Genomic DNA, 17126 nt, shown 5'->3' with positions numbered 1-17126 from the left:
GCTTGAATTAATCCGTCTCAGGCGTAAACTCGACAAACAGAAGCGAAGAGGAGATCGCACGATGAAAGTTGCGGTTCTCGGCGGCGGACCAGCCGGGCTCTACTTTGCAATCTCGCTGAAGCTCAGGGATGCCGCGCATGAGGTCACGGTGTTCGAGCGCAACCGTGCCGATGATACGTTTGGCTGGGGCGTCGTGCTGTCGGCGGAAACGCTGGAGAACCTGACCAAAAACGACCCGGTCAGCGCCGTCTGGATCCGCAAGCATTTCGCCTATTGGGACGATATCGCCGTCATCCATGACGGCGTGCGCACGGTCTCGACCGGTCACGGCTTTTGCGGCATTGGCCGCAAGCGGCTGCTCACGTTGCTGCAGCGGCGGGCGCGCGAACTCGGCGTCAAGCTGGTCTTCGAAACCGACATCGCCGATCCCAAGCCATATATGGAGAGGCACGACCTGGTTGTCGCCGCCGACGGGTTGAACTCGAAAGCGCGGAGCGCCTTCGTCGACGTGTTCAAGCCCGATATCGACATTCGTAGATGCAAGTTCGTCTGGCTCGGCACCCACCAGAAATTCGACGACGCCTTCACCTTCGTCTTCGAAAAGACCGAGCATGGCTGGGTGTGGGCGCATGCCTACCAGTTCGACAGCGATACCGCGACCTTCATCGTCGAATGCAGCGAGCAGACCTGGCAGCGCTTCGGCTTCGGCGCGATGTCGCAGCAGGAATCGATTGCCGTCTGCGAGCGCATCTTTGCCCGTCATCTCGGCGGCCACGCGCTGATGACCAACGCCAATCATATCCGCGGCTCGGCGTGGATCAATTTCCCGCGCGTCTTGTGCGAACGCTGGTCCTACAAGAACCTGGCGCTGATGGGCGACGCGGCGGCGAGCGCGCATTTCTCGATCGGTTCCGGCACCAAGCTGGCGCTGGAAAGCGCGGTGGCGCTGGCCGACTATCTCGAGTCCGAGCCAGACCTCGAGGCCGCCTTTAGCAAATATGAGGACGCCCGCCGCACCGAAGTGCTGAAGCTGCAGTCGGCGGCGCGCAATTCGCTCGAATGGTTCGAGGAGGTCGAGCGCTATCTCGGCCTCGATCCGGTGCAGTTCAACTATTCGCTGCTGACGCGTTCGCAACGCATCAGTCACGAGAATTTGCGGCTGCGCGATGCCGAATGGCTGGCCGGCGCCGAGGAGTGGTTCCAGCGCCAGGCCGGCGCCGGGGGCAACAATCTGCGTCGCGCGCCGATGTTCGCGCCGTTCCGGCTGCGCGGCATGGCGCTGCAGAACCGCGTCGTCGTCTCGCCGATGGCGCAGTACAAAGCGGTCGACGGCTGTCCGACCGATTGGCATTTCGCCCATTACGCCGAACGGGCCAAGGGCGGCGCCGGTCTCCTCTACATCGAGATGACGTGCGTCAGCGCGGAGGGCCGCATCACGCCTGGCTGCCCTGGTTTCTATGCGCCCGAGCATGAGGTCGCCTGGAAGCGGCTGGTCGAGTTCGTCCATGCCGAAACCGAGGCCAAGATCTGCGCCCAGATCGGCCATTCCGGTGCCAAGGGGTCGACCAGGCTCGGCTGGCAGGGAACCGACGTGCCGCTGCCCTCAGGCAATTGGCCCGTCATGGCAGCGTCTTCCGTGCCGTGGTCGCGGGAAAACCAGGTGCCGAAGGCGATGGACCGCGCCGACATGGATATGGTGCGCGACCAGTTTGTCGCTTCGGCCGAGATGGCGGCGCGCTGCGGCTTCGACATGCTCGAAATCCACGCCGCGCACGGCTATCTCCTGTCCTCCTTCATCACGCCCTTGACCAACCGGCGCACCGACTCCTATGGCGGCTCGCTGGAAAACCGCATGCGCTACCCCTTGGAAATCTTTCATGCGGTGCGCGCCGCGTGGCCGGCCGAGAAGCCGATCTCGATGCGCATCTCCGCCAATGACTGGCTGGGCATCGAAGGCGTGACGCCGGCCGATGCCGTAGAGATCGCGCGGCTGCTGCATGAGGCCGGCGTAGACATCTGCGACGTATCGGCCGGCCAGACTTCGGCCGTGGCAAGACCGGTCTATGGCCGCATGTTCCAGACGCCGTTTTCCGATCGCATCCGCAACGAGGTCGGCATGGCGACGATGGCGGTCGGCAATATCTATGAGCCGGACCACGTCAACTCGATCCTGATGGCGGGCCGCGCCGATCTCGTCGCACTGGCTAGGCCGCATCTTGCCGATCCGTATTGGACGCTGCACGCGGCCGTCATGCTTGGCGATCGCGGCGTCAAATGGCCGGATCCCTATCTGCCCGGCCGCGACCAGCTCTACCGGCTGGCCGAACGCGAAGCGGCAGCGGGGTTGAAAGTATGAGTGCCGCGGCGACGATTTCGGGGCGTCATGCGCTGGTCACCGGCGGCGGCTCCGGCGTCGGCCGCGCGATCGCGCTGGCGCTGGCCGGCGCGGGCGTTGACGTGACCATCTGCGGCCGGCGCGTGGAGCCGCTTGCCGAGGTCGCCGCGGAGAACAAGTCCATCTTCGCCATTGCCGCCGACGTCACCGACGAGACGTCGATGGCGTCGCTCTACGAGGCCGCGGAAGCGGCACGCGGAGCGTTCGACATCGTCGTTGCCAATGCCGGCATGTCCGGCAGTGCCCCGGCGCAGCGGACCTCGCTGGCAGACTGGCAGCGCACGCTCGACGTCAACTTGACCGGTACGTTCCTGACGGTGAAGCCGGCGTTGGCCGGCATGGCAGTGCGCAAGACTGGCCGTATCATCTTCGTCGCTTCCACCGCCGGACTGAAAGGCTATCCCTATGTCGCAGCTTACGTTGCCGCCAAGCATGGCGTCGTCGGCCTGATGCGGGCACTCGCCGTCGAGACCGCCAAGTCCGGCATAACAGTGAATGCCGTGTGCCCAGGGTTTGTCGAAACCGAGATGCTGGAGAGCACCGTCCAGCGCATCGTCCAAACGACCGGCCGCTCGTCCGAGCAGGCACGGACAAGCCTAGCCGCGACCAACCCGCAAGGCCGCTTCATCCAGCCGGAAGAAATTGCGGCCGCGGTACTTTATCTGTGTGGCGACGCCGCCCGGTCGATTACCGGGCAGACGATTTCGATCTCCGGAGGTGAGACATGGTAGCCGGTCCCCTGCCCGCCCCGTCCGGACCCGGCAAGGACCGCCTGCGGCTGTGGATACGCCTGCTGCGCGCCTCGCGCACCATCGAGGCCGAGCTGCGCGAACGACTGCGGCAAGAGTTCAACACAACGCTGCCACGCTTCGACGTGATGGCCGCGCTCTACCGCGCGCCGGAGGGCATGCTGATGAGCGATCTTTCGCGCTTCCTGCTGGTGTCCAACGGTAATGTCACCGGCATCATCGACCGGCTGGTCTCGGAAGGGTTGGTGATGCGGGCCCGACGCAATGGCGACCGCCGTACCTCGATGGTACGGCTGACGGAAGAGGGATCGAAGATTTTCGCCGTGATCGCCGCCGCGCATGAGAAATGGGTCGGCGAGTTGCTGGGCAATGTGAGCGAGGATGAGGCGCGCCGGCTGACCGGCATGCTGACCTCCTTCCGCAGCAATTGGGAGGGACGGGAATGACGAAGCTGGCCGGCCGCAAGCCGAAGCATTTCCTCTGGCAGGTCGAAGGCAAGATCGCAAAGATCCGGCTCGATCGACCGGAGCGCAAGAACCCGCTGACCTTCGACAGCTATGCCGAATTGCGCGACATATTTCGCGACCTTGTCTACGCCGATGATGTCGATGCTGTGGTGGTCCTGCCCAATGGCGGCAATTTCTGCTCGGGCGGCGATGTCCACGAAATCATCGGCCCACTGGTCAAGATGGACATGAAGGCGCTGCTCGCCTTCACCCGCATGACGGGCGATTTCGTCAAGGCGATGCTGAATTGCGGCAAGCCGATTATTGCGGCGGTCGATGGCGTGGCGGTCGGCGCCGGCGCGATTATCGCCATGGCCTCCGATATCCGCATCGCCACGCCCCAGGCCAAGACAGCATTCCTGTTCACCCGCGTCGGCCTTGCCGGCTGCGACATGGGGGCCTGCGCGATCCTGCCGCGCATCATTGGCCAGGGCCGCGCCGCCGAGCTGCTCTATACCGGCCGCACGATGAGTGCCGAGGAAGGCGAGCGCTGGGGCTTCTACAACCGGCTGGTCGATACCGCAACGCTTGAGGCCGACGCGCTCGACATGGCCGCGCGCATCGTTTCCGGCCCGACCTTCGCCCATGGCATGACCAAGACGCAGCTGAACCAGGAATGGTCGATGGGTCTCGACCAGGCGATCGAAGCGGAAGCGCAGGCGCAGGCGATCTGCATGCAGACCCGCGATTTCGAGCGGGCGTACACGGCTTTCGTGGCTAAGGAGAAGCCGGTGTTCGAGGGAAATTGAGATGATCGCTTCCACGCTGGCGGGACAGCACCCCCCTCTGGCCTGCCGGCCATCTCCCCCTCAAGGGGGGAGATTGGATATCAGGCCCGCTTTCGCCAATCTCCAACATCGCAGGGAGAGCCGTGGCAGCGAAGCCGCCAATCTCCCCCCTAGAGGGGGAGATGTCCGGCAGGACAGAGGGGGGCGCCGTGGAGCGCCAGGGCCGGAGAATTGTGGAGGCAGCAATGCCTGACCGTTCCTTCCTCTCCTGGCCGTTCTTCGAGGATCGCCACCGCGATCTGGCGGAGCGGCTGGAGGCATGGTGCGCCAAGAACCTGCCGGTTGCGCATGACGATGTCGACGCGGCCTGCCGCGAGCTGGTGGCCAAGCTCGGTAAGGACGGCTGGCTGAAGCCGACGGCGCTCGATACCGACAACCCCTCACCGCTCGACGTGCGCACGCTCTGCCTCACGCGCGAGACGCTGGCCCGGCATGACGGGCTGGCCGATTTCGCCTTCGCGATGCAAGGACTCGGCACCGGTGCGCTCGGCCTGTTCGGCTCGCCCGAGCAGCAGCATTGGCTGGCTAAGACACGGGCCGGTAAGGCGATTTCGGCGTTCGCGCTGTCGGAGCCGCGCTCGGGCTCGGACGTCGCCAATATGGAAATGACGGCCACGCGTGACGGCGACAGCTATCTCTTGTCCGGCGAAAAGACCTGGATCTCCAACGGCGGTATCGCTGACTTTTATGCTGTCTTTGCCCGCACCGGCGAAGCGCCCGGCGCCAAGGGGCTATCCGCCTTTGTCGTGCCTTCCGAAACCGAGGGGCTGATCGTTGCCGAGCGGCTGGAGGTGATCGCGCCGCACCCGCTCGCCCGGCTGTCCTTCGACAATGCACGCATTCCAGCCTCGGCGCTGATCGGCAAACCCGGTGACGGTTTTCGCATCGCCATGTCCGTGCTCGACGTGTTCCGTTCGACCGTCGGCGCAGCGGCGCTCGGCTTTGCCCGGCGCGCGCTGGACGAAAGCATCACAAGAGTGGCCGAGCGCAGGCTGTTCGGTGCGCCGATGGCCGAGCTGCAGATGGTGCAGGGCCACATCGCCGACATGGCGCTGGATGTCGATGCCGCCGCGTTGCTGGTCTATCGTGCCGCCTGGACCAAGGACATGGGCGCGGCTCGGGTTACCCGCGAAGCCGCCATGGCCAAGCTGTTCGCTACCGACAAAGCGCAGGAGGTGATCGACAAGGCTGTGCAGCTGCATGGCGGCGACGGCGTCCGCAAGGGCCATATCGTCGAAAGCCTGTATCGCGAGATCCGGGCGCTGCGCATCTACGAGGGAGCGTCCGACGTGCAGAAGGTGGTGATTGCACGACAAGTGATGGGAGCGGCCTGAGACAGGAGTTTGCGTGAAAATTATTGTCTTCGAGTTTTGAGCGACCGGATTTGAGCATTGGGAGGTTTTGACATGCACACCATCCTGCAGCCGGAAGGCTGGGCGAAACCCGTCGGCTACGCCAATGGCGTCGCCGCGCGTGGGCAGCTTGTCTTCGTCGGCGGGCAGGTCGGCTGGAACGGACAGGGCCGCTTCGAGACCGATGATCTTGTCGGCCAGGTGCGGCAGACGCTGGCCAATATTGTTGCTGTGCTCGCCGAGGCCGACGCCAAGCCGGAACATATCACCTCGATGACCTGGTACTTTACCGACAAGGCGGAATATTTGGCCAATCTCAAGGGGATCGGAGAGGTCTATCGCGAGGTGATCGGCCGGCATTTTCCGGCGATGGCCGCCATGCAGGTGATGGCGCTGGTCGAGGATCGCGCCAAGGTTGAGATCCAGGCCACGGCGGTTATTCCGGAGTGACGGCAACACGTGGCAATTTTTTAAGCTTAAAACTTTCGCCTTGAAAAGCGCGGTACTTTGGATAGCATCCAATGTCTTGCGACTGCCGTGCCGGGAGGGCTTTCCGGCAGTCCCGTCACTTGGCGCATCAAAACCGTGCGGGGCCAAACCTGTCCATCACAACCAGAGGGAACGAAAATGAACTTCACCCGTCGCAACCTGCTGCTTCTTGCTGCTGCCATCGGTATCGCCGGCGGCCCGGCCTACGCCGAAGGCACGCTGAATGTCGGCGCCTATCCGACCAATCCGCCTTTTGAATACAAGAACGAGAGCGGCACGTTCGAGGGTTTCGAAGTCGACATCATCAATGAGGCGGCAAAGCGTATCGGCATGACCACTGATATCGCCGATCTCGGTTTCCAGGCGCTGTTCGCCGCCACCACCTCGAAGCGCATCGACGTCGCCATCTCGTCGATCACCATCACGCCGGAGCGGCTGAAGTCTCAGTCGTTCACGCAGCCCTACTATGATTCCGACATGGGCATCGCCGCGAAGGCCGACAGCCCGATCAAGGCCGAGGCCGACCTCAAGGGCAAGATTGTCGGCGTGCTGTCCGGCTCGACCGGCGAAGCCTGGGTCAAGGCCCACCAGGAAGCGGACGGGTTCAGTGACGTCAAGGGCTACGACACGCAGCAGAATTTGCTGCTCGATCTCAGCTCCGGCCGCGTCGATGCGGCGGTCAGCGATATTCCGGGCCTGGAATATTCTTTCACCAGGATGAAGGATCTCGCCGTAAAAGAGCGCATCAAGACCGGCGAGCAGTACGGTCTGATGATGACCAAGGACCACCCGCTGCTCGGCAAGCTGAACGACGCGGTGACCGCGATGAAGAAGGACGGCACGCTGGCCGCGATCCACAAGAAGTGGTTCGGCAGCGACGCACCTGCCGATTCCTCGACCGTCAAGGAAATGCCTATGCCGAAGGCCTGAGCGGCAGTTCGCGCTTAAATGTCGTGCCGGCTTTCGATGCCGGCACGATTTCGGATTTCGGGCTCGGGCTCGAGCGTCGCGGGACGCCAAACGTTTCGGAAATGCTGCGATGTCGCTGCTGGACACCTTCTTCAACGCCGACGTCATGGTCTCCAGCCTGCCGGCGCTGCTGCGCGGTTTCCTGAACACCCTGCTGCTCGGAATCATGAGCATCGGCATCGGTATTCCCGTCGGCCTCGCGATCAGCCTGGTGCGGCTCTATGCGCCAAAGCCGCTTCGGCTGCTGGCTGTCGGCTACATTGACGTTTTCCGGGCGATGCCGGTGCTGGTCGTGCTGATCCTGATCTACTATGCGCTGCCGTTCCTCGGCATTCGCCTGTCATCGTGGACGTCCGCGGTGATGGCCTTCGCCATCATCATGGCGGCCTATTCGGCCGAGGTGTTCCGCTCCGGTATAGAGAGCATTCCGCGCGGCCAGTTCGAGGCGGCGCAGGCGCTCGGCCTGCCGTTCTTGCTGACCTTGCGCAAGGTAGTGCTGCCGCAGGCGATCCGCGTCGTCATTCCGCCAATGACCAGCAATTGCGTTTCGATGTTCAAGGATACTTCGCTCGCTTCCACCGTGGCGCTGCCCGAACTGCTGAAGGAAGCGACCAACGCGCAATCGCTCTATGCCAATCCTTCACCGCTGATCGGCGCGGCGCTGGTCTATCTGATCTTTCTCTGGCCGATGGTCCGTCTCGTCAGCCTCCTTGAACGCCGCTTTCAAACCGAAAAGACCCGCTGAATCTGTCAGCGCACTTCGCAGGAGACGACCTTGAACCAGCATCAGATTTCGAAAACCGGCGATGCCGCAGCTTTCCCGGTCGAGACGATCCGCGCCATGTTTCCCGCCTTGCAGCAAGCCGGGGACTTCGTCTTCATGGACAATGCCGCCGGCGCGCAGATCCCGCAAAGCGTGCTCGATGCGGTCACCAACCATTTGGTCGCGCATAATGTGCAGCGCGGCGGCCGCTATGGCCGCAGCGTCACCGTCGACCAAGCCGTCGCCGGCGCTCGCGAAAGCGTGGCCTTGCTGATCAACGCCACCGACCCGGCGGAGATCTGTTTCGGCATGAACGCCACTTCGTTCATCCGCCTGGTCAGCCTCGGCATCGGCCAGATGCTTTCCGAGCGCCCAAACGGGGAGCGTGACGAGATCGTCATCACCGACATGGATCACGATGCCAATATCGCGACGTGGCTGGCGCTGGCGCCCGCCGGCGCCAAGTTCAAATGGTGGCGGATGCGCGAGGACGGCAATCTGCATGTCGACGATTTGCGCCCGCTGGTCTCAGAGCACACCCGGCTCGTCGCCTGCACGGTAACGGCGCATTCGATCGGCTCGATTGTCGACGTTGCCTCCGTGGCTGGGATTGCGCATGCGGCAGGCGCCGAAGTGTTCCTCGACTGCGTGCATTTTGGGCCGCACGGGTTGATCGATGTGCAGGCCTGGGATTGCGACTATCTGGTCTGCTCCGGCTACAAGAATTTCTCGCCGCATATGGGCTTCCTGTGGGGCCGCTTCGAAACTCTGAAGCGCCTGCCGACCTTCCGCGAAGATTTCATCCCCGACGAGCCGCCCTACAAGATCGAGGCCGGTACCTTCATTTACGAGAACGTCTCCGGCATGGATGCCGCGGTGCGCTACCTCGAATCGATCGGCCGCAATTTCTTGTCAGAGAATAACCGGTCGCGCCGCGACAACATCGTCGCCGGCATGAATGCCATCCGCGACTACGAACAGGTGCTGGCGCGCGAAATGCTGGCGGTGCTCAAAGATTGCGGCGCGACGATCTACGGCGTGGCCGAAGAGGCACGCCTCAGCGAGCGCGTGCCGACCTTCTGCTTCAATGTCGGCACGCTGTCGCCGCAGAGGATCGTCGAGGAAATGGCCGAGATGCAGATCGGCATTCGCGACGGCCACATGTATGCGCCGCGTCTGATGAAGCGGCTCAACCTCAGCATGGACAGCGGCGCCGTGCGCGCCTCGCTGGTGCATTACAATACGATCGAGGAAGTCCGGCGCTTCGGCGAGGCGCTGCGCACCATCATCGCCCGGCTGTCCTGATCGGACTGGGCGGCGGCGCCGGCGCGATCCTCGTGAAGCGCAAAGGCGGTCGCACCCGGGTTCTCCAAGCCGGGGCGCAATTGCATGCTTGGGATCAAGTAATCGCCGCCATTCTGCTGCCGATAACGAATGGGCCGGATTGTCTCGAGCGTTCGCATCCTTTCGCGCAGTCGCTCCGCGACAGGCTCGAAATCCGCCTCCCCGAAACGGTCCACCCTGTAAACCACGAACGGCGGAAGCACGTCGTAGCCCGGATAGTATAGAATCCCGTGATTGATCGGGAACAGCAGGTCGTCGATCGGGCCGTTGACGCCGCGGGCGGAATAATGCTCCTCCCAGCCGCCGTTGGTCACGATCAGCATTGCGCGCTTGCCGGCGAGCGTTCCCTCACCAAAGCGGTCACCCCACCGCTTGTCGCTGTGCTCGCCAACGCCATAGGCGAAGCCGTAGGCGTACACGCGATCGACCCAGCCCTTGAGGATCGCCGGCATGGCGTACCACCACAGCGGGAACTGGAGGATCAGGGTATCGGCCCATAGCAGCTTGTCGATCTCCACTTTGACGTCTTCGGTCAGAGTGCCGCTCGCAAAAGCTTTTTTGGAGGCGCCGGCCGGCAGGAAGCGTGCTTCAGGCGGCCACGACGGAAAGTCGGCACGGTCTACCTCGGCTTTCCAGCCATCGGCGTAGAGGTCAGACACCCGCACCTCATGGCCTTGGGCCTCAAGTTCCCCGATGGCGACGTCACGCAGTGCGCCGTTGAGCGAACGCGGTTCAGGATGAGCAAAAACAAGCAGGACTTTCATGGGTCTACTCCGAAGAAGGACGATAGACACCAAAGGTAGCCAGCTGTGGGCTGATCCACTATATGTAGGAAATGTATAAGATAATGCCGAATAATGGATAGATCGGACGCCACCCTTGAGCGCATGCGCACCTTCGTTCGCGTCGCCGAGCGCGGCAGCCTCTCGGCGGTGGCGCGCGAGCTCGGAGTTGGGCAGTCGACGGTCACACGGCATTTGCGAGAACTCGAGGAGGCCGTCGGAGTGCCCTTGCTCAGCAGGACCACCCGGCGCGTCACGATGACCGATGAAGGCAGCCGTTACTATGCCGACAGCGTCCAGATCCTGCGCCTCGTCGAGCAGGCCGGCGATGAGGCGCGGGGCACGCGCGGCGCGTCAGCCGGCACGATCCGGATATCCTGCACGGCGGCGCTCGGGGTCTTACATGTCAGCCGGCTGATCTTCGCCTTTCAGGACCGCTATCCCTACATCGGCATCGATCTCAGCCTTACCGACGAGCGCATCAACCTTGTGCGGGAGGGCGTCGACATCGCGCTTCGCCTCGGCCCGCTCACCGACAGCTCAATGAAACTGCGGGCGCTCGGGCAATCCCGGCGTCTGCTGGTGGCGGCGCCGGCCTATCTGGCGGCGCGGGGCAGACCGGCTGTCCCGCAGGATCTGCCTGGCCATGAAGGCATCCGGATGTCGAACATCGCGGGAAGCGACACGCTCACCTTGCAGGGGCCGGGCGACGAGACCTTTGCGGTGCCCTTTGGCGGCAGATTTCTGGTCGACCATGGGCTTGCTGCGCGCGAAGCCCTTGTCGCCGCACGCGGCATCGCACCCGCCCACCACTGGCTTGTCGATGATCTTCTGGCGGCCGACCGGCTGGAAGTGGTCCTGCCGGGCTATTTTCCGCCTCCCGTCCCGCTGAGCATGCTAATCGTTCCGGAGCGTGCGGGCATTGCCCGGGTGCGGCTGCTGGTCGACTTTCTCGCCGAGCAGATCTCCGGCATTCCGGGGATCGAGAAGCGGTAGCCGGCCGGCAAACCTCGCCGGATCAGGCGGCCTTCTTCTTGGCCAACCGTGCCTTGATGCTGGCAACGTCGGCACGCGGCGTCGCCGCGAACAGCGTCCTGGTGTAGCTGTGCTTGGGGTCGGCGAAGACCTCGTCGCGCGAGCCGTATTCGACCGCTTCGCCGAAGTACATTACCATCACGTCGTCGGCGATGTAGCGCACCACCGACAGGTCGTGGCTGATGAAAACATAGGTTAGCTGAAACTCGTCCTGCAGGTCGGCGAGCAGGTTCAGCACCTGCGCCTGCACCGAAAGATCAAGTGCCGAGACCGGCTCGTCCAGCACCAGAAGGCTGGGGTTGAGCATCAGCGCGCGGGCGATGGCGATCCGCTGGCGCTGGCCGCCCGAAAACATATGCGGGTAGCGATTAAAGTGCTCGGGGCCGAGACCGACCTTCTTTAGCATCTTCATGGCAAGATCGCGCCGCTCGTCGGCCGTGCTGTCGGTATTGATGAGCAGCGGCTCGCCAAGCACGTCGCCGATCTTCTGGCGTGGATTGAGCGAACCATAAGGGTTCTGGAAGACGATCTGGACCTTGCGGCGCATTTCCTTCGACAGGCCGTTCCTGCCGATGTCTACCTTCTTGCCGTCGATGAAAAGCTCGCCGGAGGTCGCCGGGTCGATCAGGGTGATGATGCGGGCGAGTGTTGACTTGCCGCAGCCGCTCTCGCCGACGATGGCCAGCGTCTTGCCCTTGTCGACGCTGAACGAAACACCCTTGACCGCATGAACCGTACGGGAGGGGCGGAAAAGCCCGCCACCGACATGATAGTCGCGCACGATGTTCTTGCCTTCGACTACGGTCACGCTCATGAGGCGGTTCCTCCTGCGGACCGGGCTGCGACTACAGATGGGGCCGGCTCAAACAGCATGTCGGAAACAGTAGGCAACCGGTCGCCGACGGCGTTTTCGGGCAGTGCCGACAGGAGCGCGCGCGTGTAGTTGCTCTTGGGGGACTCGAACAGCGACAGCACGTCGGCCTCTTCCATCTTGCGGCCCTTGTACTGGACGATGACACGGTCGGCGGTCTCGGCAACCACCCCCATATTGTGGGTGATCATGATCAGGCCCATGCCATATTTGGCCTGCAGGCCGACCAGCAGATCGAGGATCTGCTTCTGGATGGTGACGTCGAGCGCCGTGGTTGGCTCGTCGGCGATCAAAAGCTTGGGATTACAGGCGATGGCGATGGCGATCATGACGCGCTGACACTGACCACCCGACATCTGGTGCGGGAAGGAGCCCAGCCGTTCCTCGGGGTCGGCGATGCCGACCAACTTCATCAATTCGATGGCACGCGCCCGGCGCTGGGCGCGGTCCATGCCCATATGGAAGCGCAGCACCTCCTCGATCTGGAAGCCGACGGTGAAGCACGGGTTGAGGCTGGCGACCGGCTCCTGGAAGATCATCGAAATGTCCTTGCCGACGATCTTGCGCCGCTCGGATGGGCCGAGCTTGAGCAGGTCGATGCCGTCGAAGGCCATGCGGTCGGCCCTCACCGTCGCGGTATTGGGCAAAAGCCCCATCACCGCCAGCATCGCCACCGACTTGCCCGAACCGGATTCGCCGACGATCGCCAGCACCTCGCGCGGTTCGACCGACAGGTCGATGCCTTGTACCGCCATGAATGGTCCAGCGGCGGTGTCGAAGGAAACGGTCAGGTTCTTGATCTCGAGAAGAGGCATTGGATTATGACCTCTTCAGCTTGGGATCGAAGGCATCGCGCAAGCCATCGCCGATCAGATTGATGGCAAGCACAGTGATCAGGATAGCAAGGCCGGGGAAGGTCACCACCCAAGGCGCGCGCAGGATGAACTCGCGCGCCGAGGCGAGCATCGTGCCCCATTCCGGCGTCGGCGGCTGCGCACCGACACCGAGGAAGCCGAGCGCCGCAGCCTCGAGAATAGCGTTGGAGAAGGACAACGTCGCCTGCACGATCAGCGGTGCCAGGCAGTTCGGCAGGATCGTCCTCACCATCAAGCGAAGATGACCGGCACCAGCCACCTTGGCGGAGATGACATATTCGCGGTTCTTTTCGGCCATCACGGCGGCGCGGGTGAGGCGCGCAAAATGCGGCTGCAGCACCAGCGCGATCGCCAGCATGGCATTGAAAAGGCCGGGGCCGAGGATCGCCACCAGCACCAGCGCCAGAAGCAGCGACGGGAAGGCCAGGATGATATCCATGATGCGCATGATCAGCGTGTCGACCCAGCCGCGGAAATAGCCGGCGAGCACGCCAAGCACGATGCCGCTGGTGAGCGAGAAGACAACGACCACCAGACCGATGAACAGCGAGAAACGCGCCCCGAAGATCAACCGTGAAAGCATGTCGCGGCCGACCGCGTCGGTGCCGAGCAGGAACATCGATTTGCCGCCTTCCTGCCAGGCAGGGGGTGCCAGCAGCGCATCGCGAAACTGCTCGTCGGGCGAATGTGGGGCGACGAACGGCGCAAAGATCGCCACCAGCACCAGCGCCGAAAACACGACAAGGCCGATGACCGCGCCGGTGTTCATCGAGAAGTAGTGCCAGAACTCGGCGAAAGCCCGTTGCCTGCCGCCTGTCGGGATGGAGGCGGCGGTAGCTTCGGCGGCGGATTCGTCGGTCATCTCACTGCACCCGGATGCGCGGATTGATGACGGCGTAGAGCACGTCGACGATCAGGTTCACCGCCATGACGATCAGCGCGATGATCAGCAATCCGCTCTGGACGACGACATAGTCGCGCTTGCCGATGGCATCGATCATCCATTTGCCGATGCCCGGCCAGGAAAAAATGGTCTCGGTCAGAATGGCGCCCGCCATCAAGGTGCCGACCTGCAGTCCAATGGTGGTGACCACCGGGATCAGCGCGTTGCGAAAAGCGTGCAGACCGATGACGCGGCGCGGCGCCAGGCCCTTGGCGCGCGCGGTGCGGACATAGTCCTCGCCCAGCACCTCGAGCATCGCCGAGCGCGTCTGGCGCGCTATGACGGCAAGCGGGATCGTCGCCAGCACGATCGACGGCAGGATCAAATGGCTGACGGCAGATTTGAAAGCGCCGCTCCTGCCGGAGATCAGGCTGTCGATGAGCATGAACCCGGTCGTCGGCCTGAAGAAATACTGCAGGCCGATGCGGCCGGAAACCGGCGTCCAGCCGAGATAGCCGGAGAAGAAGATAATGAGCAGCAACCCCCACCAGAAGATCGGCATCGAATAGCCGGTCAGCGCGACACCCATCGTCGCCTGGTCGAACCACGAGCCGCGCTTGACCGCGGCGAAGATACCGGCAGGAATGCCGAGCAGGACGGCGATGATCAACGCCACTGTCGCCAGTTCCAGCGTGGCTGGAAACAGCGCCTGGAATTCGCCGAGCACTGGCCGCTTGGTGGCAATAGATATGCCGAAATCGCCGGTCAGGACCCTGCCGATATATTCCAGGTATTGGATGACATAGGGCCGGTTGTAGCCAAACTGCTCGATGAGCTGGGCGTACCGCTCGGGGCTGACGCCGCGCTCGCCCGCCAGGGCCAGGATAGGATCGCCGGGCAGAAGCCGGACGAAAGCAAACGCCGCCAGCGATATGCCGAACACGGTCGGGATGATCAAAGCGAGCTTGTGGAGGAGATAACGGAGCATCTTGCTTCATAGAACGGCGGCGCGGGAAGTCCAGCGCCGCCGTTCAATTTCTCAGGACTTATTCGGTGACGTCGACGCCGTCAAACCGATGAATGCCGAGCGGGTCCATAACGAAGCCCGACACCTTCTTGTTCATCGGCATGAAGACCTTGGAGTGGGCGATGGTCAGCCACGGAGCCTCACGCTTGAACACCACCTGAGCTTCCTCGTAGATCTTGGTGCGCTCGGCGACGTCCGTCGTCGCCTTGCCTTTTTTCAGCAGGGCTTCGAATTCCTGGTTGCACCAGATCGCATAATTGGACTGGCCGATGGCATCGCAACCGAGCAGGAAAAAGAAGTTGTCCGGATCGCCATTGTCACCGGTCCAGCCCAGTTGGAAGGCGCCATCGCGATCCTTAGCCTTGCCGCGCTGGCGATACTCGGTCCATTCGTAACTGACGATCTCCGCCTTGACCCCGACGGCGGCATAATCGGCCTGGATCAACTCGGCGACGCGCTGGGCGTTCGGGTTGTAGGGGCGGCTGACCGGCATAGCCCAGATCTTCATCGACAGATCCTTGACGCCTGCATCGGCCAGCATCTTCTTGGCCGCCTCCGGATCATAGGGATCGTCCTTGATGTCCTTGTTATAGGACCACATGGTCGGCGGGATCGGGTTGATGGCCGGCGCACCGGCGCCCTGATAGACCGCGTCGATGATCGCCTTCTTGTTTACCGCCATGTTGAGGGCCTTGCGGACCTCGACCTTGTCGAAGGGCGGCTGCGTCGTGTTGTAAGCCATGTAGCCGATGTTCAGGCCTTCCTGCTCGTCGACCTTGAGGTTCGCGTCGGCCTGCAGTCCGGCAATGTCGGCCGGCGCCGGGTATGACATGATATCGCATTCGCCCGCCTTCAGCTTCTGCGCGCGCACGGCGGGGTCGGGCGTGATGGCGAAGATCAGATCATCGATCTTCTGGCGGCCGCCATAGTAGCCGTCCCATGCTGCATAGCGCACGACCGCATCGACCTGATAGTCGACGAACTGGAACGGACCAGTGCCGACCGGCTTCTGGGTGAACTGCTGCCTGGTGCCGGCCTTGTCGAGCTGGTCGGCATATTCCTTGGAAACGATCGAGGCGAAATCCATGCCGAGGTCCGGCAGGAACGCGACTTCAGGCTTGTTCAGCACGAATTTCACCGTCAGGTCGTCGACCTTGACGATTTCCTTCAGGAGATCGGGGAAGCCCATGCCGGTGAAATATTCCCAGCCGGTGCCTTCCAGATAGCTGTACCACGGGCTTTCTTTCTTCCACTGGCGTTCGAAGGAAAAGATCACGTCGTCGGCGTTGAGGTCGCGCGTCGGCGTGAAATAATCGGTCGTCTGGAATTTCACACCCGGGCGAAGCTTGAAGGTGTATTCGAGACCGTCGTCGGAAACCGTCCAGCTCTCGGCCAGGCCGGGCGAGATGGTGGTCTTGCCATGCTCGAACTCGACCAGGCGCGAATAGATGGTGCGCGACGAAGCGTCGAAGTCGTTGCCGCCGCTCCATGGCGACGGGTCGAAGCCGGCCGGCGATGCCTCCGAGCAATAGACCAGTTGTTTTGCATTGGCCACGCCGCCGAGGACGCTTGCAGCCAGCAACGCGGCTGCAAAAGTCAGTTTCTTTTTCATTGAGCACTCCCTGATGTTCTTCCAAGCCCCTCTGTCAGGCTCGCGAAGGCCGCATATAAGCACCGTTTTTCTAGCTTTGGAACTGCTTGTTTGCCTAACCCACGGGAAGCAGAAAAAATTTTCGGCACGCGGCAAATTGTGGAAAAAACGAGCCGAATCCGCAGATCACGACATTATTAGCGACTTCAATTTTTTGTTGATCGGTAATGCCGCCGATTGGGGGAATCGAGCCGTTCGGTTCAAGAGATGCGCGTCCGAAAACCGGTCGCGGCCAAGAGGTTTGACGGCAAGTCTTGCCGCACTCCAGGTGGCGAGGCTTGCACGGCCGCCGCTTGTGGCAATACATAGATAGATGGGCAGCGTGCCGGATTTTCCCAGGTTCCGGACATTGCGGCAAGCGTGGGATATCTTTGTTGATCAGGGCGGTGGTGGCGCGCAAGCATGCCGAAACAATAAGAATGATTGAGGGAGCGACAGGTGGCAAAACCGGCAAAGACAACCAACGCGGCGAAAGCAAAGGCCGAGGCAACATCGAAAGCGGTCAAGCCAAAAGCGGCCGCCACAAGGCCGACGGCTACCGCAAAGGCAAGCGCGAAGCCGGCGGCGAAGACCACGGCTGGAACGGCTGCTAAACCGGCAACCGGCAAGACTGCGCCTGCTGCAAACTCTGCCGCCAAGCCGGCGAC

At 62.8% G+C, this 17126-nt stretch carries 17 protein-coding genes; 10 read left to right on the top strand and 7 right to left on the bottom strand.

What is annotated here, in order from left to right; translation table 11 throughout:
• Positions 1–61 precede the first annotated feature (61 nt).
• The 9 genes from X773_RS54560 (at position 62) to X773_RS54520 (ending at position 9316) form a co-directional block, all read left to right on the top strand.
• Positions 62–2356 carry a bifunctional salicylyl-CoA 5-hydroxylase/oxidoreductase gene (locus X773_RS54560; protein WP_023676836.1) on the top strand — a complete coding sequence of 765 codons (2295 nt, stop codon included), beginning with the start codon at positions 62–64 and terminating at the stop codon, positions 2354–2356.
• On the top strand, positions 2353–3126 hold the full coding sequence (locus tag X773_RS54555; protein ID WP_023676835.1) for an SDR family NAD(P)-dependent oxidoreductase: 774 nt from the start codon (positions 2353–2355) through the stop codon (positions 3124–3126). Before X773_RS54560 ends, X773_RS54555 begins: the two co-directional genes overlap by 4 nt.
• On the top strand, positions 3120–3590 hold the full coding sequence (locus X773_RS54550; RefSeq protein ID WP_023676834.1) for a MarR family transcriptional regulator: 471 nt from the start codon (positions 3120–3122) through the stop codon (positions 3588–3590). The genes X773_RS54555 and X773_RS54550 overlap by 7 nt, the downstream gene beginning before the upstream one ends.
• Positions 3587–4399 (top strand): enoyl-CoA hydratase family protein, encoded by an 813-nt coding sequence (locus tag X773_RS54545; RefSeq protein WP_023676833.1) that lies wholly within the window; start codon positions 3587–3589, stop codon positions 4397–4399. The genes X773_RS54550 and X773_RS54545 overlap by 4 nt, the downstream gene beginning before the upstream one ends.
• A gap of 224 nt (positions 4400–4623) precedes the next feature.
• The gene (locus X773_RS54540) at positions 4624–5772 is read left to right on the top strand and encodes an acyl-CoA dehydrogenase family protein (RefSeq protein WP_023676832.1); all 1149 of its coding nucleotides are present in this window, start codon (positions 4624–4626) and stop codon (positions 5770–5772) included.
• A gap of 72 nt (positions 5773–5844) precedes the next feature.
• The gene (locus tag X773_RS54535; RefSeq protein ID WP_023676831.1) at positions 5845–6240 is read left to right on the top strand and encodes a RidA family protein; all 396 of its coding nucleotides are present in this window, start codon (positions 5845–5847) and stop codon (positions 6238–6240) included.
• A gap of 177 nt (positions 6241–6417) precedes the next feature.
• On the top strand, positions 6418–7209 hold the full coding sequence (locus tag X773_RS54530; RefSeq protein WP_023676830.1) for an ABC transporter substrate-binding protein: 792 nt from the start codon (positions 6418–6420) through the stop codon (positions 7207–7209).
• A gap of 109 nt (positions 7210–7318) precedes the next feature.
• Positions 7319–7993 (top strand): amino acid ABC transporter permease, encoded by a 675-nt coding sequence (locus X773_RS54525; protein ID WP_023676829.1) that lies wholly within the window; start codon positions 7319–7321, stop codon positions 7991–7993.
• Positions 7994–8023: 30 nt separating this feature from the next.
• Entirely contained in the window at positions 8024–9316 is a 1293-nt protein-coding gene (locus tag X773_RS54520) for a cysteine desulfurase-like protein (RefSeq protein ID WP_023676828.1), read from the top strand.
• On the opposite strand, the gene X773_RS54515 is transcribed toward X773_RS54520, so the two are convergent.
• The gene (locus X773_RS54515) at positions 9247–10119 is read right to left on the bottom strand and encodes an NAD(P)H-dependent oxidoreductase (protein WP_023676827.1); all 873 of its coding nucleotides are present in this window, start codon (positions 10117–10119) and stop codon (positions 9247–9249) included. The genes X773_RS54520 and X773_RS54515 overlap by 70 nt on opposite strands.
• 93 nt (positions 10120–10212) lie before the next feature.
• Between X773_RS54515 and X773_RS54510 the strand changes: the two genes are divergently transcribed.
• Positions 10213–11133, top strand: coding sequence for a LysR family transcriptional regulator (locus X773_RS54510; protein WP_023676826.1), 921 nt, complete (start codon positions 10213–10215; stop codon positions 11131–11133).
• 22 nt (positions 11134–11155) lie between these two features.
• Here the strand turns inward: X773_RS54510 and X773_RS54505 are convergent, their stop codons facing one another.
• From X773_RS54505 to X773_RS78110, 6 genes are all read right to left on the bottom strand, one after another.
• Complete coding sequence (locus X773_RS54505; RefSeq protein WP_023676825.1) at positions 11156–11986, bottom strand: dipeptide ABC transporter ATP-binding protein; 831 nt, start codon at positions 11984–11986, stop codon at positions 11156–11158.
• A complete protein-coding gene (locus X773_RS54500; protein ID WP_023676824.1) occupies positions 11983–12858 on the bottom strand; it encodes an ABC transporter ATP-binding protein in 876 nt (291 codons plus the stop codon). The genes X773_RS54505 and X773_RS54500 overlap by 4 nt, the downstream gene beginning before the upstream one ends.
• Positions 12859–12862: 4 nt before the next feature.
• Complete coding sequence (locus X773_RS54495; RefSeq protein ID WP_023676823.1) at positions 12863–13780, bottom strand: ABC transporter permease subunit; 918 nt, start codon at positions 13778–13780, stop codon at positions 12863–12865.
• Between the two features lies 1 nt (position 13781).
• Positions 13782–14789, bottom strand: coding sequence for an ABC transporter permease subunit (locus X773_RS54490; RefSeq protein ID WP_023676822.1), 1008 nt, complete (start codon positions 14787–14789; stop codon positions 13782–13784).
• Between the two features lie 58 nt (positions 14790–14847).
• Positions 14848–16440, bottom strand: coding sequence for an ABC transporter substrate-binding protein (locus X773_RS54485; protein WP_023676821.1), 1593 nt, complete (start codon positions 16438–16440; stop codon positions 14848–14850).
• A gap of 239 nt (positions 16441–16679) precedes the next feature.
• Positions 16680–17087, bottom strand: coding sequence for a hypothetical protein (locus X773_RS78110; protein ID WP_245274702.1), 408 nt, complete (start codon positions 17085–17087; stop codon positions 16680–16682).
• Positions 17088–17126 lie beyond the last annotated feature (39 nt).

Source organism: Mesorhizobium sp. LSJC280B00, assembly GCF_000502835.1.
GTDB lineage: Bacteria > Pseudomonadota > Alphaproteobacteria > Rhizobiales > Rhizobiaceae > Mesorhizobium.
The sequence above is the reverse complement of the archived record's forward strand: the minus strand, read 5'-3'. Positions and strand labels throughout refer to the sequence as shown.